The following is a 20,983-nucleotide window of genomic DNA, read 5'->3' as shown; positions in this document are numbered from 1 at the left end:
CCCTTCCCCATCGGTCAGCGGGGCGTCGCGAAGACCTGCGTCCACCAGGGTCCCCCGGAGGCCCGCACGACCCCGATCCCGACCATCGTGAAACGGCAGTTCAGGATGTTGGCCCGGTGCCCCGCGCTGTTCATCCAGCCGTCCACGACGGCCGGCGGGGTCGCCTGGCCCTGCGCGATGTTCTCCGCCCACGCGCTCCAGCGGAACCCGGCGGCGGTGATCCGCTGCCCCGGGTCGTCGCCGCCGGCGCCCCGGTGGTCGAGGACGCGGCGGGACGCCATGTCCGCGGAGTGCCGCTGCGCGGCCTGGTGCAGGGCGGGCGAGACGCGCAGCGCCCGGCACCCCGCCCTGGCCCTTTCGGCGTTGACCAGCTTCACGACCCGCTGCTCGACGGTCGCCGGGGCGGCGGTGGGGCGCGGCGCGACGCGGTCCTTGTCCGACGCGGCCTCGGGGGCGGGCTTCGGCGCCCGCGACGGCGCCGCCTGCACGGGGGCCGCGGGATCGGGCGCGCGGCGGGCAGGAGGCTCGCTCGGCAGGCTCCAGTAGACGACCGCAGCGACCGCGCCCACCGCCGCCGTCCCCGCCAGGCCGACCGATGCCTTCCCGAGGACGAGCGAGGCCTTCCCCGCGCCCGCCGACACCTTGGCGCCGCTCAGGACGGCGTGCAGCGGGGACTCGGCGGGCACCGGCACCATGACCAGCCCCGCCAGCAGCGCCTCGGGCGGGACGAGGTCGCGGTGGCGGGCGGCGCAGGAGCGGCATCCCCGGATGTGCTTGGCGATCCGCTTGCGCCACAGCGGGGACGGCCGCCCGTCCCAGCCGTCCAGCACGGGGCCGAGCGCGTCGCAGCGCCGCCCGCCCACCGCGCGGACGACGGCGCGGCACGTCGCGAGCTGCTTCTTCATCCGCTGCACCCGGACGGCCGCGTGCGGGGCCGACAGCCCGAGACCGTCCGCGAGCTCCTTGCGGGTGAGGTGGCCCGAGGCCTCCAGCCACCACAGCCCGAGCAGTTCGCGCTCGCCCGGGTCCAGCCACCGCGTCGCCTCGGCGACCTCCCGGCGCTGCTCCGACAGCTCCAGCCGCAGGACGGCCAGCCCGGCGAAGTCGTCCTCGGCGCCCGCGAGCCCGGCCATGGCCTGCGGGTCCACCGGCGTCCTGCCGCGCTGGGACGACCAGCGGCGGCGCACCTGGTTCATGGCGATGGACACGAGCCAGGACCGGAACCGCGCCGGCTCCCGGAGCCCGCCGAGCCCGCCCAGCGCGCGCAGCACCGACTCCTGGACGACGTCGTCCACGTCGGCGTGACCGCCGAGCGCCCAGCCGACCACGTTGTACAGCAGCGGCAGATGCTCGGTGACCAGGCGCTCCCGGGCGGCGGCGTCCCCGTCCTGCGCCGCCCGGACCAGCACCTCCACATCCGTGCCCACAAGCATCCTCGTCCTCCAGCGAGTACCGGCCGATCCCTCTGGAGACCTCCGAAACCACCAGAGATAACAGAAACCCGGCCAATTCTCTCCCGGACGGACGCCTCCGGGTGACGGCGGCGAGCGGTCTCAGCCCTCTCCGGCGAGATCCGCCAGGATCTGCCGCACCTGGGCGACCCGAGTGGGAGCGTCGATCTCGACGAGGAGGTCGAGCGCCTCTGAATAGGCCCGCCGGGCGTCGGACGGACGCCCCGCACGGCGGTGGACGCTTCCCAGGATGCACAGCATGGTGGCGAGACCCGCCCTGTTCCCGATCTCCCGGTGGAAGTCGACGGCGGTCCCGATCATCGCCTCGGCGTCGGCGAGGCGGCCGAGCCCCTCGTAGGCCAGTGCCAGGTGCCACGCGCACCAGACGATCTCGTCGCGGTCATCGCGGCGCTCGCCGAGGGCCATCGCCTCCTCCAGGACGCGGGCGGCGTCCGCGTGCCGGCCGCGCTGACGGTGCGCGTCGGCGATGTGCGCGGCCAGCCAGATCTCACCCGCCGCGTCGTCCCGGCTCCGGTAGATCGCCTGCGCCTCGGCATAGCGGTCGAGGGCCTGCTCGGGCTGGTCGAGGTCGCACTGGAAGTCGCCGAAATGGGTCAGCACCCACGCCTCCTTGCCGGGATCGTCCATGGTGCGGACGACCTCCAGCGCGCGCTCGTAGAGCGGCGGCGCCTCCGCCCCGCGCCCGAGGAGCCGGCGCGCCTCGGCCAGGTGGATCAGCGATCCGAGCTCGGCAGGCGCGTCGCCCGCGCGCCGCGCCGCCTGGACGGCGAGGGTCTTGACCGCCTCCATCTCCTCCCAGTGCGAGCGGTAGAAGAGCAGGCCGTAGAGCGACTCCGAGATCCGGACGACGCGCCGGTCCTCGCCGGCGTCGGCGGCGGCCCGAAGGCTCGCCTGGACGTTCAGGGACTCGTCGGCGAACCAGGCGACCGCGTCGGCGGGCGGCTTCTCGTGCGAGCCGGGCCGCGACATCCATTCGTGCAGGACGTCCCCGTACCAGTCCAGCGAGCGCCGGAACGCGTCCCGCCGGGCGGCGTCGGACTCCTCGGCCTCCATGCGCTCCCTGGCGTAGAGCCGGAGCAGGTCGTGGAGGCGGTAGCGATCCTCTCCGGACACCTCGACCAGATGCCGGTCGGCCAGTTCACCGAGCATGCGCTCGGCGTCCTCGTCGTCCGCGCCACCCGTGCGCGCGACCAGTTCGGCGGTGAAATCCCGTCCCGCGAGTACGCCCAAGTGGCGGAAAAGCCGCGCCGTGTCGGGCCGCAGCGAACGGTAGCTGAGTTCGAAACTGCTGCGCACTCCCCTATCTTCACCTTGGAGCCGGGAAATACGCCTGGTCTCGTCCTGGAGCCGGGAGAGGTAGCGCGCCGGGGACACGCCTCTCATCACCAGGTGCGCGGCGGCGATGCGAATGGCCAGCGGGAGCCCGGCCAGCAGTTCGACGATCCCCTGGGCGGACGCGTGGTCGCGCTCCACCGCCTCGGCACCGACGATCCGTTCGAACAGGCGTAAACCCTCGGGGTCGGGCAGCGGGTCGAGCCGGATCCGGTCGGCGCCGTCCAGCGAGGCCAGCGTGGTCCGGCTGGTCACGACCACGGCCGTCCCGGGCGTCTCGGGCAGCAGCGGGGCGGCCTGCCGCGCCTCCGACACGTTGTCGAGCAGCAGGAGCCCCGGCCCCTGCCTCAACCGCTTCTGGAACTCGCGCCTGCGCTGCCCGGGATCGCGCGGCAGCTCGTCGCCGGGCAGCCCGCACGCGGCCAGGACCTCCACCATGGCGGCGTCGGCGGTGGCGGCCGCCGCCACGTCCACGCGGATGCGCGCGTAGGTGAATGTGGAGGCGAGCCGGTGGGCGATCTCGTTGGCCAGCTCGGTCTTCCCGACCCCCGCCATGCCGTGCAGGACGAGCAGCGGGCACGTCTCGGTCAGCCGCTCGGTGAGCAGGGCCCCCGCCTTCGCGATCACCTCGTCCCGGTCGGTGAAGTCCGGGAGCGACCTGCGCAGGTTCACGTGCCCGGTGGACGGCCGAGGGCCCGGCGGGCGCGGAAGCCGGACCAGGTCGCCCAACCCGAGCTCCCGCCCCCAACGCGTGTCACGCATCGCGGCGGCCCAGGCGTCCAGCGGGGCGACGATCAGCACGGACACGCCTTCGGAGAGGTGATGCTCGGTCACCACGCCGACGGCGAACACGTCGGGACCGTCTTGGGCGAGCACCACGCTCCCGGACATCCCCTGCCACTCGCTCACGCCTCGCCCGCCCGCCGGGCTCGGCACGGAGGTGACGCGCAGCTCCAGCAGGTTCGTGCGCAGGTTCGAGCCCGTGGGGATGACGCCCTTCAGCTGGGCGCTGTCGCGCCGGGGGACGCAGCCCGACTCGGACGGACGCTCCTTCCACCTGGGGAACCCGATGGCCCAGCACGGGCCGACCTCACCCGTCCGCGACCGGTCGACACCGGCGAACCTGAGCGGGGGCAGGTCGTCCGGTGCGAAGTCCCCGGTGACTTCGAGCAGGGCGATGTCAGCGGGTTCGTCCACCGCGACCGCCTCGGCCGGATGCTCGGTCTCGTCCACCCGCCGGACGAGCAGGGTCCCGGCGTCCACCACGTTGTGGGCCGCCGTCAGCACCCACCGCCGCCCGACCAGGTGGCCGGACCCCGCGTACCACAGGTCCGCCGGGCTCCGGCGCAGGATCTCGACCGCGCGGGCCGTGGGCTCGGGCATCTCAGGGCTTCGATCCCAGGCTGCGGGTCACCTTGACCGGACGGCCGTCGGCGTCGACCGGCGGCTCCAGCGTGACCGTCACCCGCTGGATCTCCTCCCGCCGGTAGGAGCCGTCGCCGCCCAGCTCGAGGACCCAGAACTTCGCCTTGCCGGACGCCCCGCCCTGGCGCGTGACGCCCACGTGGAACTCGAGCTGGATCTGCCCGACGCCGAACCCGAGCTCCGAGCCCCTCCCGGCCTCCAGTGCCTCCAGCAGTTCGTCACGAAGCGCGGCGATGCTCTCGGCAAGCCCGAGTTCACCCATGCATTCCTCCCCTATCCGCATTCCACCGAGGAGCGGGCGCCCCGATGATCGTCAATGCCGGATGGACGCCGGGACCTCCCCACGCCGCAATCGTCCAAGAGCCTCGTCACCGGCACGAGAGCTACGAGCCCACACGGCCGGAAAAGGCCAGTTCGCGCACCCCGGACGGACCAGGCGGCGCGGGCGGGCCCCGCGGACCGAGCCCCGCCCGCACGGATTCGCACGTCAACCGCACGCACAGTCGAGACACGGTCACCCGACTTTCGAACACTGCCATTCTTACAGAGTTCGTCAGGCCATTTACGGCCAATGTGTTCGGTTCGCGAGGTGCGCATGATAAGAATTTCTCACCGCCGACCCGGCTCAAGGACGCCCGTCCGAATCCGCGGTGCCAGGGCCGCGTGAACCACGACCCTCAGGAGACCCATGCACAAGGACCGCGAAACGTCCCCGCCCTGGTCTCCGGCGGTCAGTACCGAGTGCCCGGTCGGCGTCACCCAGCAGGCGTGGATCGAGGCGTCGATCACCTGGTTCGTCCAGGAGTTCGGCAACGACCCGATGATGCGGCCGATCGTCCTCCCCCAGCCGGACCTGCGCGCCGCCGGCTACACCGGCACGCCGAAGCAGATCGAGGACGTGGTCGCCAAGACCTGCGAGCTGATGGAGATCGACCGGTCCGAGCTGACCGTGGAGCTCTTCGACCGGGAGGACGAGGACACGCCTGCCGACGGGAGCAGGCGCGCGGTCGGGCACTACTACGTGGAGGACGGCCGCGCCGTCATCGGCCTGGACGTGACGGAGGCGTCCGACGCCCCCTACCTGATCGCCGTGATCGCGCACGAGCTGTGCCACGTCCGCCTCCTCGGCGAGGAGAGGATCACCTCGAAGCGCAAGGACCACGAGCGCCTGACCGACCTGCTCACCGTCTTCTTCGGTTTCGGCGTCTTCAGCACGAACGCCGCGCTGAGATTCGGGGAGACCGCCCGCGGCTTCTCCGTCCAACCCTTGGGAGACCTCGACGAGCGCACCCTCAACGCGGCCCGCAACGACGGCTACTCGCGACTGGGCTACCTGACGGAGCGCGAGTTCGGCTACGCGATGGCCTGCTACGCGTGGCTGCGCGAGGAGACTGCCCCACCATGGGCGGTCCACCTCGACCCGGGACCGCGCGCCTTCCTCCGCCAGGGCCTCGCCTACCTCTCCCGCTCCGCCGCACCGGCCGAGTTCCCGACCCGCCGCTCCAAGGGCGCCCCCGTCTCGGTCCGAGTGGCACCGAAGACCCACCCCGCGTGGCTAAGCGGCCTCCACTTGATGCTCGACCACACCGATTGGCCCCCGAAGGCCCCCGGCCACCACCCGACCTGACCCGGGAGCCCTCCTCGCGCACGGCACAACCACCGCACGATGGCCGTTCCCCCGGCCTCCAGCAGCAGCACCAGGCCGTTGATCGACTACGCTGGAGCCAGCGTCGCGTGCCGGTGACGGACCGCGTCAGGCATGGAGGCGCCGGAGCCGGAAGGCGGTCACGATGACCCTTTCCTCCCGCCCGCACCTGTGAGTGAGGGCCAGAAGAACAGGCTGATCGCCTGGAATCGTGAGCTGACGGCCGCACACCAGCGGCTGCGCGAAGCCCTGCGCCTCGCACGCCGGGCAGTCGACGCCGGCGACAGCGCCGATGCCGCACCGGCGAGCAGGGAACTGCTGCTGTACTGCAAGGGGTTCTGCGCCGCGCTGGACGGCCACCACCTCAGCGAGGACACCGCGCTGTTCCCCGAACTGGCCGCACGCCACCCCGCACTGCGTCCCGCGATCGCCAAGCTCCAGCAGGACCACGAGAGGATCGCCTCCCTGCTGGCGCAGTTCGACCACGCGCTGTCGGCAGGAGACCCGCCGGACGTCCTGGCCTCCCACCTGGCCGGGCTCGCAGCGATCATGGAGTCCCACTTCCAGTACGAGGAACGGCAACTTCTGGGCCCCTTGGCGGCGCTGGAACTGGATGCCCATCCCCACGCCCTACTCGGCCCCCTGTAAGCCGCAGTCCCTCGGGGACGGTCGCGCCGAACCCGGAGGCGGCTGCGGCGGCTCGGCAGGAGAGCTCCGCGGTGGGCGGCCCCCTGAGCCCGGCGGTCTCGGAGAGCACTCGCACACCGCCCACAACGTTCGCGTGACCAGGAAAGAAATTCCGGCACGGACGACCCCACCCGCTGCACCCGGACATGCCAAAACGCCATCTACGGGGACGTAATTACGGGGAAATCGCTCATTCTGACATCCAATCAGAGCCGACCCCAGAGGCCCCCGGGGAAGTTCTTGGTTACCAGCAGGGATCATTAATAATCCAGAAAAGGCGAACCCCAAGGCAGCGAAGAACGCACTGTCCAAACCTGGACAGAGAAATGAACAGAAGTCGAATTGCAAGTAACATTTTGCTCATAGCCAGAGATCATTCGCGTTTGCCGCATGGGGGTAAGGCCGTGAGGATCCTCGGAAGAACGATCGGCATGACCGCCTCCGCGGTCACCGCTGTTCTCGCGTTCGCCGCTCCGGCGCACGCCACCGGGGTGTCCGTCTACGCGGGACGCGACTACACCGAGGTGGCCGACGGCCGTCGCACCGCCTACATCTGCGACCAGGAGCGAGACGGCGTCGACGTCTACGGCAAGGTCATGGGAGTCGACGCACGCGGTTACATGACCTACTACCTGGACGACCCCAACGGAGCCGCCGCAGGCTGCGGCTCAGTGAACACCGACCGACCGATCGTCTACATCGAGGTGTGCCAGGACGACTGGGGCGGAGACACCTGCCGCGGCACCTGGCTCTAGCCGGTGTTTCAACAGCCCCGGCCCACTTCGCTCGCCTGGCGGCTGTGTTTACTCAGTCCCGGCCCACTTCGCTCGCCTGGCGGCTCGCTACGTGACCGTTCCTGGTCGAACGCGGCATCGCTTCGCGATCTGCCCGGCTCCGCTCGCCTCCGGCCTCGCTCCACCGGCCAGGTCACGCGTCCGCGCGCGGCCTTGCACGGCTCCAACAGCGCTCAGACGACCCATCTCGACGTAAACCCCATCACCAGAACACTTGATTGGCCCGCCCCGGGCTGGCAGACCGTTTCAGCCAGTCCTGCCAGACAGCCGGATCAACGGGAATGCGGCAATACAGCCACGCGTTCCGCGCGCCGAGGGATATGAGTTCACTATCGGCACGTGCAAAGTTCGCACGTGCGCGATTACATAGGTGCCGGTGTGATCCCGCGTTGGCCCCGCACGTCACGGACACGCCCGGTGAACCTTCCGGTCGGCCGGTTCGCCTTCCCCCATGGAGAGGCTGCGAGCGTGGGCTTGGACAACTCGGGCGGGCCAGGCAAAGGCCCCGAGACCACTGATCCGCCCGCGACCTCGTCCGAACGGCCCGCCACGCCGCCCGCCGAGACCAACGGCCAGTACTCCCGCCTGGAGAGCCTTCGTCTCGCCCGCGAAGCCCAGCAGCAGGACAACGGCACGCCGCCGTCCCAGGGCAAGGACAGCGGCCCAGCGCCGGCCGAGGAGCGCGAAGACGACAAGTCCGGGCCGGTCGAGAACGGCAACGGCGGTACGGACGCGGAGAAGCCCGACCAGACCGGGACCGAGGAACCGCGCGAGGACGAGGGTGAGCGCGACCCCGCGGACCCCGTACCCGAGACCGGCCGATCCGAGACCGGCGAGACTGGAGGCGAGGACGACCCCGGCAAGGAACCGTCCTCCCAGGACAGCGGCAGCACCGCCGATGACACCGCACCCGGCGAGCAACAGAGCAACCTTCCAGCTGAGGCATCTCAGTACCCGCCCGGATCCCGCCTGGAAAGCCTCGCCCGCGCCCGCGCGGAACAACACCCGAACGCAGAAGAGCAACGCGCCAAGCTTCAGGACACCAAGGCCGCCGACGGCACCGGTGAAGGGACCGCCGGTAAGAACGATGACGAAGGTGCGCAGCCGGAGAGCGAGGACGCGGGGAAGGCCGAGCCCGGACAGGACGCGCGTCTCCCGGACGCCGAGATCCCCACCGACGACACCGACGGCACCGGCGCGGACAGCGGTTCCGACCAGCACCTACCGCCGGCCTCCGTGGAAGGGGCTGAGCCCCTTGCGCCAGAGGCGGCACAACCGCAGGACCAGGGGCAGGACCTCGTCCCGCCACCAGACTCCGCCGACGCGGGCGACTCGGGCGACGTCGGCGGCGATCCGCCGCGCGAACCAGCGGCAGACGGCTTGGCGCCCGCCGATGACCAGCCACGGGACGGGGAAGGCGATCCACAGCCGAGCACGGATGTCGTCCCACCCCCCGATCCCATCATTGAGTCTGGCCCTCCCGATCAAACGCCCGGACACGAAGCCGACCCCGCCGAACCCCAGGGCGAGGCCGCAGACCAGGACACCGAGAACCCAGAGCCCCCTGTCGGCGGCGAGACAACGGACAGTGACGCAGGTGACCCGATACCCGCCGGCGAGACGACGCCCCCACCCGAAGGAACCAGCGAGAACGTCACGCCCCCAGAAGGTCTCGGTGAACAGAACGACGGCCATGGTAGAAATGCCGAAGGCCCGGACCCCATCGAGTCCAGCGACGAAACCAGTTCACCCGATCGCGAGGACGAACAGTCCGGCGAAAGCGAGGAATCCGGCACAGAACTAGCGCCACACGAAGAAGAATCGACCGACATAGAGCCGAGTCGATTCGCCGGAAGCGTCAAGATCACTCTCGACCGCGACGGAAGGCCGCTTCCACCGGAGCGCCCAGGCACCGACACCGAAACCCCAGGCCGCGGCGAACTCCGCCGCCCCGAAGACGACCGCGCCTCTCGCGACTACCAGGAGCAGGACCCCGACAACCCATCTCGGCTCCGCGGCGAACTCAAGAGATTCTTCGACAAATCGGGTGACACGAAAAACTTTGTCGATAAATTCTCCGAACCAGCCCAGAAGACCCTGGAACGAGCGAAGCCGACAGGTCAATTGTGCGCAGCCCGCCCTAACACCGATCACATTAAGGCATCCGATCAAAGTGTCAAATATGGCGACACTGTACTTGGCGCCGTAGGCACGGTAATTGTCTTTGCAGAAATTGTCCGCCTTGGCGCTAATCTTGCACGTAGGACAAGAAGGAGTGAACATGTCGATCACTGACGAACAAGTCGCAGTACTGCGAGCCCAACTCACGAGAAAGCGCGAAGAGCATCTCAGACTAATGGACGAACTCGACCCCACCGAGGCCAACGAGTTCTACCCCGCACTCGTCGCCGCCGCTTTCATTGAAGCTGCCGAGTACCGTTTCATCAAGAACGGAGAAGTCGCAAATGAGGGCCAGGTTGTAGACTTTGTCGCGCAGATGCGGGAAAGAAGCGACGAGTCCTCCGATTTGATCAACCCAAGACTTGCCGAAAGCATGATACTCGATCTGCTCGGAAAAGGCACAATGCTTGATGCTGAACCAGGCGTAAAATTCGGCCACCAGATCGTTATGGTCGCAGCCATGGTAGGCGAGAGAGAATTCACTCCGGCTGAACTTGAAGCATTCTTGCAGAGTGCACGCTCGCTGGCAGAAGAGTTGCTCAAGTAATGGATTATTCTGCAGTTCGTGTCGGCGAGGAGAACATTCTCGCCTTGCGGTCTTTCCTGCTGGAGGGGCCTGAGGCATGGGTGCCTCTGCAGGACGAGATGCAGGTCAGCGACGAGACGGCGGCCGGGTACATGTCGCTGCTCTTCTGCGCTTTCGAGGTCGCCGTGCGTCGAAAGTTCGCGCCGACCTACATCGTGGGGCAGCTTGTTCGGTTCGTCGCCGATGTGCGAATCGCGGCAGGTGAGGACGCGAGCGTGATCAATCCGCTTATCGCCGAGGACATGGTCCGCCGTGCCGTCGATGCCCCACCGATGAAAGAAGACGTCCCAGTCGACGTGTCGGCCACTCTGCACGCCCAGGTCTTCATCCTGCTCTACCTCGTCGCTGAGATGAACCTTGATCGTGATCGGGCGAAACTGGAGCAGTTCATCGAGGAGGTCACCGACTACACCGACCAGTGGCTTGCGGCACGCCGGGACGAAGCCTCCACCTCCGCCCCCTCGTAACCGGGAAGCTCGGTCTTCGGATGTCACATCACCATCAGTCGGCCCTCGCCGGGCGGCCGGATCGGCCCTCGGACGACCGCGGGGGCGGGCGGGCAATGCCCTCGGCAGTGAGGTCGTCCATCGTGATCTGCCAGCCTGGGCAGACCTCGCTGAGGACGGCCTCCTGGTCGGGTTCCAGCCAGACCAGCAGGCCCAGCGCCGGGGCGTGAGGGAGCGGTCCAGGCGTTCGGCGAAGAGCAGCGGCGTCGACTCGGGCAGCACCGGATTTCCGCAACGCCGGACCCACGTCGGCGCCGGGCACGATGGCCCCATGACCTTCCCCGCATTTGGCGCCACCGGTCCAATGTTCCGACGGAGCGAGGCCCTCTGCGCGATACACGGCCTCGGTGAACGCGTCCGCGTCCGCCGGCGGTGAGGCGTAGAGCGCGGCACGGTCGCCCGGGGGCGGCGGAAGCACCCGAGGGTCGGTCCAGCACGTCTGGAAGAGCACCATCAGCACGGTGAGGACCGTGGATGTTGGTGCCGGCAAACATCTCGGGGGCGGTGACGATCGTGCTGTGGAGGTTCAGGCGGTTCGGAAGGCTTCCAGCAGGCGTCCCAGCGCGGCCTGGGTGTCGGGGAGGTTCGCGGGGTCGTCGGAGGAGGCCAGCCAGAGTGCCGCCTCGTTCATCGCGCCCGACAGCAGGTGGGTGAGCGGGGCGACCGGCTGGGGGGCGATCACCCCCGCTCCGATGAGTTCGGTGAGCACCTCGGCGAGGTGGCGAGCCGAGGCCTGCTCGTCCTGTGCGCGCCACTCGTTCCAGCCCAGGACGGCCGGACCATCGACGAGCATGATCCGCTGGACGCCCGGCGCGGTGCTCGCGGCGAGGAACGCCTGGCAGCCCGCGGTCAGCCGGGTCCATGGGTCGTCGTGGGCATCGGCCGTCCGTGCGACCGTCTCGCCCACTTCCCGCTGCACCTGCTCCAGGACGGCCCGGAACAGGTCGGCCTTGCTCGCGAACAGGTGGTAGAGGGCGCCTTTGGTGACCCCGGCGGCCTCCACGATCTCCGCCAGGCTGACCGCGCCGTAACCACGGTCGGCGAACAGGAGCCTGCTCGCGCGGAGCAGATCCTGCCTGGTCCGCTCCCTCTGCTGTGCCCTGACGCTCACAAGACCTCCTTGACATACCAGCGGTATGTCAATATACCCTCACATACCAACGGTATGCGAAGGGAGCCGACCATGCACCTGACCAGCTTCTATCCGGTGATCTGCACCCGCCTGCTCGATGAGTCCAAGGACTTCTACATCCGGCTGCTGGGGTACACGACGACGTTCGAGGCCGACTGGTACGTGAGCCTGAAGTACGCGGGGGCGCCGTCCTACGAGCTCGCCCTGCTCGACCACACCCACCCGACGTTGCCCGAGGCGTACCGCCGTCCCGTCCAGGGGCTGCTGCTGAACTACGAGGTGGAGGATGTGGACGCCGAGTGGCAGCGGCTCGTAGTGCAGGAGGGGCTGACGCCGGAACTCGAACTGCGCGACGAGGATTTCGGGCAGCGGCACTTCATCGTCGCCGACCCGAACGGGGTCCTCATCGATGTCATCACCCCCATCGAGGCCAGCGCCGCCTACGCCGCCCAGTACATGGACGCCTGAGGGCCCAGCCCACACCCGAATGGGAGTCGTTCGGCCGTCCCTACCGGCGCAGCGGCGACGCCGCCACGAGGATCAAGACGAACGGGAGGCCGCCCGTTCATTGAGGGCTCATCTGGATCGGTGTGCTTCGGCGGATGCTCAGCGCATAGGCCTTGAAACCCGCGTCGCCGATTGCTCCGCCGCGCGGCGCCGGCTGCGGGCCTCCGCCGGTACCTACGCAGCATGGAAGCCGCCACTACCTATGCGATCGCCTGCTACGAGCACACGACGGGGTCCGCCCGGAGTCGCAACCTCCCAGATCAGAGACAGGAGCGCTCGTACCTCCTCACTGCACACCGGGCACCGGTCTCCCGCTCGGGCCAGCTGGCGAAGAGGAAGTGCATCGGTTCGCCGACCGATCTCGATGCCTCCTCGCGTCTCAGCGAGGACCTCCAGACCAGCAGCGGCGGACACCCCCGCCTCTAGCGGCTCACCGACGACGCCACGGCAAGGATCAAGAGTCGGGACGAGTGACCCGTGCGCGAGCAGGCACAGCGGCTCCCACTTCCCTGAACCGAACAGTCAAGCGGATCGGCACATCGCCATATTCCTCGAAGTAGACCGCCCACACCATCGTTCGTACCGTCCCGAACACAAATAGAAACGAGCTAATGGCCGCGCAGCGGCAATGCAAGGGGAAACGTAGGTGATGCCTGTGGCTTCGGTATCCGGGACGTGCAAAGTTCGCACGTGCGCGATTACATAGGGCACGGCCGCGCTCTGACGTCTGCCCCGCGCGTCAAGGGCCGTGCCTGGCGGGCTGCCCGACCGATGCCCTGGAACCGGCCCGCCTCCCCCCAGTGAAAGGGCTGCGAGCGTGGGCTTGGACAATCCCCCCGGTGGGCCGGGCAAAGACCCCGAGACCACCGACAAGCCCACCCCGCCCGACACCGGCGGCAGGTCATCGGGCGACCATCCCGGAGCAGACGGCAAAACCCCTCGCGCAGACAGCCTCAGAGCAGCAGGCTGGAAGATCCCCGAGCAACCGGACACCGGCAACGGACACCGCGAGGACCGCGACGACCGCCAGGGCCAATCCAACGAGTCCTCCCCCGCCGAGCCATCCGGCGAGAAACCCAAGCCCCCCGCCGACCCGCCGACCGAAACCGACCCCAAAGACAAAGAGAAGCCGGGGGCGGGCGACACCGAAGGCAGCTCCCAGTCACCCGAAGAAGACGGCCACGACAAGACCGACCCGGCTAAGTCCGGCACCGGCGGCACAGAGACAGAAAAGTCCGGCCAAGCCAAGCCAGAGGACCCGCGCCAAGACGAGGATGAGCAAAAGGACGACGACCGCGAACCCGAGGCCAGCCAACCCGAGACCGGCAAGACGAGAGGCGACCACAGCGAGGAGCCGTCTCCTCAGGGGAATACCGACCCCCCCGAACCCAGCACAACCGGAGACAAGACCTACGGCGAAGGCGCCGAGGACCGCGACCCGCCCTCAGCCCAGTCCTCTGAGCAGCCGTCCGGCCCCCGCGTCGAGACAACTGACGACCCCGCATCCACCCAGAGCACCTCTCCGACCGACGCCTCCCAGCCCCCCGTCCGGCCCTCCTCACGCCTGGAGAGCATCGCTCTCTCCCGCGCCGAGCAACAAGCAGCCGCGGAAAGCAACCAGGCCATCTTCCAAGGAACCGAGGCCACCGACGACGGCCGTCAAAACACTGCTGGACAAGACGACACGACCGTCCCGCCGCACAGTGAAACCCCGCCACAGGACGGCAGCGGACAGCCCCCACCAGAGACCAAGACATCCCTCGGTGCCATCGACAGCGGCGACGAGACCGAAGGTGAACGCGAGGAAGACACCGCTGATGGAACGCTTCCGGACGAGGAAATCAAGACGCAGCTAACCGATGGAGAGTTGACGGACAACCCTCCTGAGGAACCGGAGACGGATGCTCTTACCGTGGATCGCTCAGGCGTTGATGAGGAACCGCGTGGTGTTGCGCCGGAAGCAGCCGCCCCCGAAGAGCCAGAACCCTCCGGCGAAAGCGAGGAAGAGCAGACCGTCGACCCTAATGAAGGTACTGGCGCTGCAGAGTTCATCGACACCTCTGACGGGGCGGATGAGGAACCCGATACGGATGAAAAGGTCGAGCCCCTGACGGACGCCGAGTATGGCGATCACGTCCGGGAGGTCGAGGCCAAAATCGGCGACGCGCACGCGCAGGGCATGGCCACCGACCACACCTACACCTTGGAAGCCAAAGGAGAGATCTGGACAGATGAACGTGACCAGATCCACGACGAGATAATCTCTGACCTCTACGCTCGCGCCAAGGATGTGCCCAACAACAGAGAAGCGGTCATCGCAGGTGGGCTTGGCGGAGCAGGCAAGTCCACCGTCCTGGAGAACTATGCAGGTATCGATCAATCACGATACTTGACCATTAATCCCGACGACATCAAAGAGGAAATGGCCCGGCGCGACCTCGTTCCCAAGGTGGAAGGGTTGTCGCCCATGGAAGCCTCATCCCTTGTCCACGAAGAATCATCTTATATCGCCAAGCAGCTGTCAGGTCTGGCTGCGTCGGACGGGAAAAACGTGATCTGGGACATCACGATGGCATCTCCTGAGTCGACGGAGAGACGGATCGAAGATCTCCGCAATGCCGGATACCAGGACGTCAAAGGAATCTTCGTCGACATCCCCGTGGAGACGAGCGTGGCGCGAGCCCAGGCCAGGCACCGACGAGGGCTGGAAGGCTACCGTAGGGGCGAAGGAGAAGGCGGCCGCCACGTCCCCGAAGGGGTGATCCGCTCCAACGAGGATCCCGAATGGGGGAGTGCCAACCGCAGGACATTCGAGCGCGTCAAGGACAAGTTCGACAAGTGGGCCATTTATGACAACTCAGTCGATGGCCGGGATCCCGTACTAGTGGACTCGAGCGACAAGGATGACGAGAACCGTGAGTGAAGTCACCGAACTCATCAAATCATTGCGTGACGGAGAAATCAGCCTAGAGGAGCTGGCCAGCCGCTTCCGCGAGCGCGAGTGGCCGGCTACCCCCAAGCCGGAGACCTACATGGAGGTCGCCGCAGCAGAGGAACAAGACCCAGCACCCGACCCTCCCGGCTCGTTCAGCGAGGTCTACAGCGCCTATCGCCGTCGCGAACTCTCCCCCGACGAGTTCCGAGTCCTGAAAACAGCGGCTGTCGAAGGCATGAACGCGGGTGGGCAGGAAGCGAACGGGTGAACCGTCCGGGACGGGAGCGGTTCATCAGCGGATTTTCATGCTGTGACAGCAGCACATCAGATGACACGACCGAACCGCCTGTCCAGGCCAGCGCGCGGGAGAGCCGGCTGGGCGCCTAGCATTCCGCGTCCACGGCACCCTCGACATGGCATTAGATCCGGATCAGCTACTCCGCGCCAACGGCGACAGGTTCGACAACTCAGGGTGCCGGTACACCCATACGCCGAGGCCCTGGCCAGCCACCCACACGGACGGCGGTTCCGTCATTGAATTCGTAGGACGCGCCGGGTAGCACAAGGTCGGTCAGGCCGAACGCAGTGGTAGCGCGTGTTGAGACGAGACGGCCTCCAAACCGCAAAGGGCCCTCGCGTCCCGTGTCCCATGGTCCCGTCTCAGCAGCAGGTGGCGAGCCAGTCTGCAGTGCAGGCGCGTCCCGGAGACGATCCAGCACCGGCCTCCGCTCAGACCTGCTGGCGAAACCCGAGATCATCGGCTCGACCGTGGACCTCGACGACGTCCTAGCCTTCCCCGGTGAGGACCTCCTTCCCACGGAGACCACCATCAGCGGCGGGCGCCCCGGCCACCTCCACGGGGCTGAGCCACGATGCCGTCACGAGGATCAAGGACGGACTAAAGACCGGGCGTGGCCAGCTCCACGACTCACGCTCTTCCGCTCTACATGCTCGGACGCGCCGCATGAGCATATTCCTCGAAGTGGGTCGTTTACACCATCGTTCGTATCGTTCCGAACAGAACAAGAAACGAGCTAGTGGCCGTGCAGGGGCGATGAAAGGGGAAACGTAGGTGATGCCTGTGGCTTCGGTATCCGGGACGTGCAAAGTTCGCACGTGCGCGATTACATAGGGCACGGCTCGGCTCTGACGTCTGCCCCGCGCGTCAAGGGCTGTGCCTGGCGGGCTGCCCGACCGATGCCCTGGAACCGGCCCGCCTCCCCCCAGTGAAAGGGCTGCGAGCGTGGGCTTGGACAATCCCCCCGGTGGGCCGGGCAAAGACCCCGAGACCACCGACAAGCCCACCCCGCCCGACACCGGCGGCAGGTCATCGGGCGACCATCCCGGAGCAGACGGCAAAACGCCCCGCGCAGACAGCCTCAGAGCAGCAGGCTGGAAGATCCCCGAGCAACCGGACACCGGCAACGGACACCGCGAGGACCGCGACGACCGCCAGGGCCAATCCAACGAGTCCTCCCCCGCCGACCCGTCCGGCGAGAAGCCGAAGGCCCCCGCCGACCAGTCGACCGAAACCGACCCCAAAGACAAAGAGAAGCTGGGGGCGGGCGACACCGAAGACACCTCCCAGTCACCCGAAGAAGACGGCCCCGACAAAACCGACCCGGCTAAGAACGGCGCCAGCGGCCCAGAGACAGAAAAGTCTGGCCAAGCCAGACCAGAGAACCCGCGTCAGGACCAGGATGAGCGGAAGGACGACGACCGCGAATCCGGAACCAGCCAACCCGAGACCGGCGAGACGAGAGGGAAGGACGAGCCCGGTAAAGAGCCGTCCTCCCAGGACAGCGGCAGCGCCACCGACGACCCCGCACCCAGCGAGCAACAGAGCTTCCCTCTGGCCGAGGCATCCCAGTACCCGCCCGGATCCCGCCTCGAAAGCCTCGCCCGCGCCCGCGAAGAGCAACACGCGTACGCAGAAGAGCAACGCGACAAGTCCCAAGACGCCAACGGGCCCCAGCCCCCCGGCGAACAAGGCGACAATAGTGCTCCGCCGCACACCGAGACCGTGGGAGAGCAGGAGCGCGGGCCGGAAGCACAGCCTCCGGCCACCGAAGCACCACTCGCCGAAACTGACGGAGCCGACCGTGACTCTGGCGACCCACACGCGGCCGGCGACCAGAGCCCACCCTCCGACGAAGGCGCTGACCCTCTCGCGCCAGAGCCTCTCCCCACTCAGGGCCCAGAGCACGAGCCAAACCTCTCGCAAGACTCCGAGAAGCTCAGCGACGCCAGCAACCAGCAACCCGACCCAACGACGGACAGCACGCCTCCCACCGAAGGTCAGGTACCGGAGGAGAACGAGCCAACACCAGGCCCAGAGACCCACCCGCCCGCCGACCCTGCCATCGAACCTCACGCAGAGCAGATAGAGGACGGCGGAAGGGAGCCCTCCGAGCCGGTGGAAGGGAAGATCTCGGAGGAGCCGAAGACCGAGGAAAGTATCACCGAGCCACTCGGCGATGGCGATCTCGGTCCACGAGTCCACGAAGGACGACCCGCCGACGCCACCCAACCACCGCTGCCCGAATCGGCAGAGCAACCCCCTGAAAATCAGGTGGAAGGTCCCAACACCGAGCAAACCGAGCCCCCCGGCGACGAGGACCAAGCCGCGAAATCTCCCGACGAGCATGATGGCGACCATGGTAGAAACGCCGAGGAACCATCTACCGGTGAGCTCGAACGCAACACACTCCCCTACATGGGAATGTACAACCCGGACGGACACTTCACCCAAACACTCGACCAAGCGAGGAGAAACAACAGCGAATCACCCCAACCTCACGAGACCGACCTCCCTTCTTGGCTTGCCAATCCGATCGAGATTCAACAGTCCCCAACCCAAGATGACTTTGATCCCGTGGCCGCTAACCGCGAGCCAGGCGTGGTCGCTAAGGCGCCCGACAGGAGGAAAAAATCTGAAACCGATCCTGAATCCCGCACAGAGAGGTTCAGGGGAGCCACGTGGAGGCGAGGAAATGACCTCAAGGACGCGGCAACATTGAGCCGTGATGCAGGTAAAGGTATTCTAGGTCCACCACCTGCGCCCACAGGACACTCTGAGATCAACTCCGCCCCCTCCATAAGTCCTCAGCACACACAAGTCGCCACCACAGACTCCGTAATGGGAGTGGTGACCGGAGCCATGGTCGCATTTGAGGGCACCCGTAAGCTCCTTAAGAAGATTTTCTGAACTACATTAAAAAGGAGATCCTCCATGCCTGTGACAGACAAACAAGCAGCAACTCTTCACGCCTACCTAGCCGGGAGAACCGAAGAGCACGACCGTTTGTACGCAGAACTAACGCGAGAGGAAGTGGGGTACGAGTTCTCTGCACTTCTTGCCGCAGCGGTGTTTGAAGCAATTGGTCGGCGGTTCATAAAGGGCGAGGAGATCGCAAGCGACCAAGATGTGGTGAAGTTCGTTGCAGATCTACGCTCCAGAACCTCGGCAACCGCTGCAGTTCTTGACCCCACGGTGGCAGAAAGACTGATCTGCCACTCTCTTGGCAGAGGGGATGTGGATGACATAGACGATAAGACAGTTTTTGGCGCCCAGTTCATTCTGCTTGCAGGCCTCATAGTCGACGAAGAATTCACTGAGGACGAACTCGAATCCTTCATAGCGACGGCACGGAGCATTGCGGATGACTGGATCGCCCGCGATAGGTAATCAGAAAGATCATCCCAGGCTGACGTACACTGGATTGATGATGACAGGTGAATTCAGGCCAAACATCACCGGAACACACAAACAAGCATTGCAGGTACTGGCATTCGGATCAGAAGAATCATGGGATGCGTGCGCCAGCAAGCTCCTCGAGAATGACGAGGACATTCACGGATTCTCCGCATTGCTAGCCTTCTCGCTGGGCACGCTGGTACGCAGGAAGTTTCCACCACCTTGGTCCTTGAGAGATATAATCCAGTATGTCGCCGGCCAGCGAGTGAAGCTTGGTGAAGACGCAGCCGAGCTCAACCCACGCTTGACTGAGAACATCATTCGCTTTCTTCTCGGCGATGCCTCACTTGAAGATCCTCCGCACATCGGCGCGAGCTCAGAAGAGTTCACGAGCACACAGATGGCCTTGTGGCTACTCCTCGCAAAAGAGGCACGCCTGGACGAAGCTGGGGTGGATGAATTGGTCAACGAGGCATCGACAAATGCCAGAAACGCGGACTGGTCATTGGTCACTTTTCCCAGCCCTCTCGAATAACCGCAACTGCGAGTCAGCGACAGAACGCCGTCGATGCGCCGCCCACCCCAGCACAGTGGGCCGCAAGTGCGAGAAGCGTGCTCTATGCACAGTTCTTCGTCCTACTCTGCCTCGTGACCGAGATGGATCTCGATCGGGCCGGAGCTGGAGCAGTTCATTGACGAATTCGTCGCTTATACCGAGGAGTGGATCGCGGTAAGACGTGCCGAAACCTCTGCTTCAACCTCCTCGTAGGCCTTATTTCTTCGCGAGATTCCTATAGATGCCGGTTTGAGCTTTGCAAATGACGCCTTAACCGACCAAATCGGACTACTGGAGGCCGCACCGTCCGATCTCTGCACGTGCGGTTTTTGGCCCTCGCGTTGAGGTGGCGGAGTTTTGTCGGGGCGTGACTTTACTATTGCCGGGCATCGTTTGATCGCGGTGAGTTAGCGATCAGCACGGAACGTGTCCGACGCGATATTGGGAGGACGGCCATGCCGAGCCCCTACGTCCGCCGCCGGCGGCTGGCGGTCGAGATCCGGCAACTTCGGGAGAGCCGGGGCCTCACGACCGATGACCTCGCCCGCCTCGTCTTCCACTCCCGGACGAAGATCACCCGTCTGGAGAACGCCCAGATCCGTCCCGATCTCACTGAGATCATGAACATGCTCGATGCCTTAGAGGTCACGGGCAGCGAGTACGACCGGATTTGCAAGCTAGCCCGCGAGGCAGGACAGAAGGGTTGGTGGGACCGGTACGGCATGTCGATGGGTCCTCGACAGAAGCTCTACGCGGACCTGGAGTACAGCGCCTCCACCGTACGCGCCTACAACCAGACTGCAATGCCTGCGGTGTTGCAGGCCCCCGAGTTCATCTCGGCACTGGTCGACCTGGACAGATGCCAAGGTTAACTCGACTACCTCCCCGAGCGCATGGCCGAGGCCCGCATGCGGCGGCAGCAGGAACTTCTTCGGCCAGACGGCCCTTCTTACGAGATCGTCCTGGACGAGTGTGTGATACATCGGCTGGCCGTCCCAGCCCACGCGATGATCAATCAACTTCGTCACATGATCGAAGTAGTCTCGACAGAGGAGCGGATCAGCGTTCGCGTGCTCCCGCACGACATCAGCATTCCGGGTGGCTTCCTCGCGAAGTCCTCGTTCTATCTCTACACGTTCCACGAACCAGGGGACTCACCCTTGGCCGTGGTTGACACCGTCACCACCGACCTCGTACTCACCGAGCGCAATGACGTGACGCAGTACACCGGGATGTACGACCGTGTCAGAGACGCCGCGCTATCCAGGAACGCGAGCATCGCCTTCCTCGGGCGGGTAGCCAACCGGCTCACCGATCAGACAGGATCGGAAACATGACCAAGAACTTCTCTAGGTGGCGCAAGTCGCGCAACAGCGAGCCGAACGGTGAATGCGTCGAGGTTGGTGTCGCCTTCGATGGCACGATCGGCGTGCGGGACACCAGGCACAACGGGAGCGGGCCGACCCTGGAGTTCACCAGGGAAGAATGGCGTGCCTTCCTCCATACGATCCGCGCCGGAGGCTGACGC

The 20,983-nt window shown here is 66.5% G+C and carries 19 protein-coding genes; 15 read left to right on the top strand and 4 right to left on the bottom strand.

All coding sequences use genetic code 11. The annotated features are described in order from the left end of the window. Positions 1–14: 14 nt before the first annotated feature. The 3 genes from FKD65_RS39185 to FKD65_RS39175 form a co-directional block, all read right to left on the bottom strand. The gene (locus FKD65_RS39185; RefSeq protein WP_205718419.1) at positions 15–1,427 is read right to left on the bottom strand and encodes a sigma-70 family RNA polymerase sigma factor; all 1,413 of its coding nucleotides are present in this window, start codon (positions 1,425–1,427) and stop codon (positions 15–17) included. 126 nt (positions 1,428–1,553) lie between these two features. Then, positions 1,554–4,187: a tetratricopeptide repeat protein gene (locus FKD65_RS39180; protein WP_141584448.1), complete on the bottom strand. Its 2,634-nt coding sequence runs from the start codon at positions 4,185–4,187 to the stop codon at positions 1,554–1,556. 1 nt (position 4,188) lies between these two features. Next, positions 4,189–4,491: a trypco2 family protein gene (locus FKD65_RS39175; protein WP_141584446.1), complete on the bottom strand. Its 303-nt coding sequence runs from the start codon at positions 4,489–4,491 to the stop codon at positions 4,189–4,191. A gap of 426 nt (positions 4,492–4,917) precedes the next feature. Between FKD65_RS39175 and FKD65_RS39170 the strand changes: the two genes are divergently transcribed. The 6 genes from FKD65_RS39170 to FKD65_RS39145 all read left to right on the top strand — a co-directional run bounded on the left by FKD65_RS39170 (position 4,918) and on the right by FKD65_RS39145 (position 10,589). Next, positions 4,918–5,856: a hypothetical protein gene (locus FKD65_RS39170; protein ID WP_141584443.1), complete on the top strand. Its 939-nt coding sequence runs from the start codon at positions 4,918–4,920 to the stop codon at positions 5,854–5,856. Positions 5,857–6,045: 189 nt separating this feature from the next. After that, positions 6,046–6,522 carry a hemerythrin domain-containing protein gene (locus FKD65_RS39165; protein WP_141584440.1) on the top strand — a complete coding sequence of 159 codons (477 nt, stop codon included), beginning with the start codon at positions 6,046–6,048 and terminating at the stop codon, positions 6,520–6,522. Between the two features lie 470 nt (positions 6,523–6,992). After that, positions 6,993–7,316 carry a hypothetical protein gene (locus FKD65_RS39160; RefSeq protein WP_141584438.1) on the top strand — a complete coding sequence of 108 codons (324 nt, stop codon included), beginning with the start codon at positions 6,993–6,995 and terminating at the stop codon, positions 7,314–7,316. Between the two features lie 507 nt (positions 7,317–7,823). After that, positions 7,824–9,650, top strand: a complete 1,827-nt coding sequence (locus tag FKD65_RS39155) for a hypothetical protein (protein ID WP_141584436.1) — start codon at positions 7,824–7,826, stop codon at positions 9,648–9,650. Continuing rightward, positions 9,637–10,083 carry a hypothetical protein gene (locus FKD65_RS39150; RefSeq protein ID WP_141584434.1) on the top strand — a complete coding sequence of 149 codons (447 nt, stop codon included), beginning with the start codon at positions 9,637–9,639 and terminating at the stop codon, positions 10,081–10,083. The genes FKD65_RS39155 and FKD65_RS39150 overlap by 14 nt, the downstream gene beginning before the upstream one ends. Next, positions 10,083–10,589: a hypothetical protein gene (locus tag FKD65_RS39145; protein WP_141584432.1), complete on the top strand. Its 507-nt coding sequence runs from the start codon at positions 10,083–10,085 to the stop codon at positions 10,587–10,589. The genes FKD65_RS39150 and FKD65_RS39145 overlap by 1 nt, the downstream gene beginning before the upstream one ends. A 565-nt stretch (positions 10,590–11,154) precedes the next feature. Here the strand turns inward: FKD65_RS39145 and FKD65_RS39140 are convergent. Beyond that, positions 11,155–11,739 carry a TetR/AcrR family transcriptional regulator gene (locus FKD65_RS39140; RefSeq protein WP_205718418.1) on the bottom strand — a complete coding sequence of 195 codons (585 nt, stop codon included), beginning with the start codon at positions 11,737–11,739 and terminating at the stop codon, positions 11,155–11,157. A 72-nt stretch (positions 11,740–11,811) separates the two neighbouring features. Here FKD65_RS39140 and FKD65_RS39135 point away from each other — a divergent pair, with 72 nt between their 5' ends. The 9 genes from FKD65_RS39135 (at position 11,812) to FKD65_RS39100 (ending at position 20,980) form a co-directional block, all read left to right on the top strand. Beyond that, positions 11,812–12,228, top strand: coding sequence for a VOC family protein (locus tag FKD65_RS39135; RefSeq protein ID WP_141584428.1), 417 nt, complete (start codon positions 11,812–11,814; stop codon positions 12,226–12,228). 856 nt (positions 12,229–13,084) lie between these two features. Then, positions 13,085–15,190 carry a zeta toxin family protein gene (locus tag FKD65_RS46435; protein WP_141584426.1) on the top strand — a complete coding sequence of 702 codons (2,106 nt, stop codon included), beginning with the start codon at positions 13,085–13,087 and terminating at the stop codon, positions 15,188–15,190. Beyond that, positions 15,183–15,470, top strand: a complete 288-nt coding sequence (locus FKD65_RS39125) for a hypothetical protein (RefSeq protein ID WP_141584424.1) — start codon at positions 15,183–15,185, stop codon at positions 15,468–15,470. The genes FKD65_RS46435 and FKD65_RS39125 overlap by 8 nt, the downstream gene beginning before the upstream one ends. Positions 15,471–16,445: 975 nt before the next feature. Continuing rightward, complete coding sequence (locus FKD65_RS39120; RefSeq protein ID WP_141584422.1) at positions 16,446–18,410, top strand: hypothetical protein; 1,965 nt, start codon at positions 16,446–16,448, stop codon at positions 18,408–18,410. Positions 18,411–18,434: 24 nt separating this feature from the next. Continuing rightward, positions 18,435–18,890, top strand: a complete 456-nt coding sequence (locus tag FKD65_RS39115) for a hypothetical protein (RefSeq protein ID WP_141584420.1) — start codon at positions 18,435–18,437, stop codon at positions 18,888–18,890. A 37-nt stretch (positions 18,891–18,927) separates the two neighbouring features. Beyond that, positions 18,928–19,434 (top strand): hypothetical protein, encoded by a 507-nt coding sequence (locus FKD65_RS39110; protein ID WP_141584417.1) that lies wholly within the window; start codon positions 18,928–18,930, stop codon positions 19,432–19,434. A 476-nt stretch (positions 19,435–19,910) separates the two neighbouring features. Next, positions 19,911–20,327 carry a helix-turn-helix transcriptional regulator gene (locus tag FKD65_RS45970; protein WP_240809825.1) on the top strand — a complete coding sequence of 139 codons (417 nt, stop codon included), beginning with the start codon at positions 19,911–19,913 and terminating at the stop codon, positions 20,325–20,327. Positions 20,328–20,348: 21 nt separating this feature from the next. Next, positions 20,349–20,792, top strand: coding sequence for a DUF5753 domain-containing protein (locus FKD65_RS45965; RefSeq protein ID WP_302931572.1), 444 nt, complete (start codon positions 20,349–20,351; stop codon positions 20,790–20,792). Then, positions 20,789–20,980, top strand: coding sequence for a DUF397 domain-containing protein (locus tag FKD65_RS39100; protein ID WP_141584414.1), 192 nt, complete (start codon positions 20,789–20,791; stop codon positions 20,978–20,980). Before FKD65_RS45965 ends, FKD65_RS39100 begins: the two co-directional genes overlap by 4 nt. Positions 20,981–20,983 lie beyond the last annotated feature (3 nt).

The organism is Actinomadura sp. WMMA1423 (assembly GCF_006547145.1).
GTDB lineage: Bacteria > Actinomycetota > Actinomycetes > Streptosporangiales > Streptosporangiaceae > Spirillospora.
This window is presented reverse-complemented; position numbering and strand designations above follow the sequence as displayed.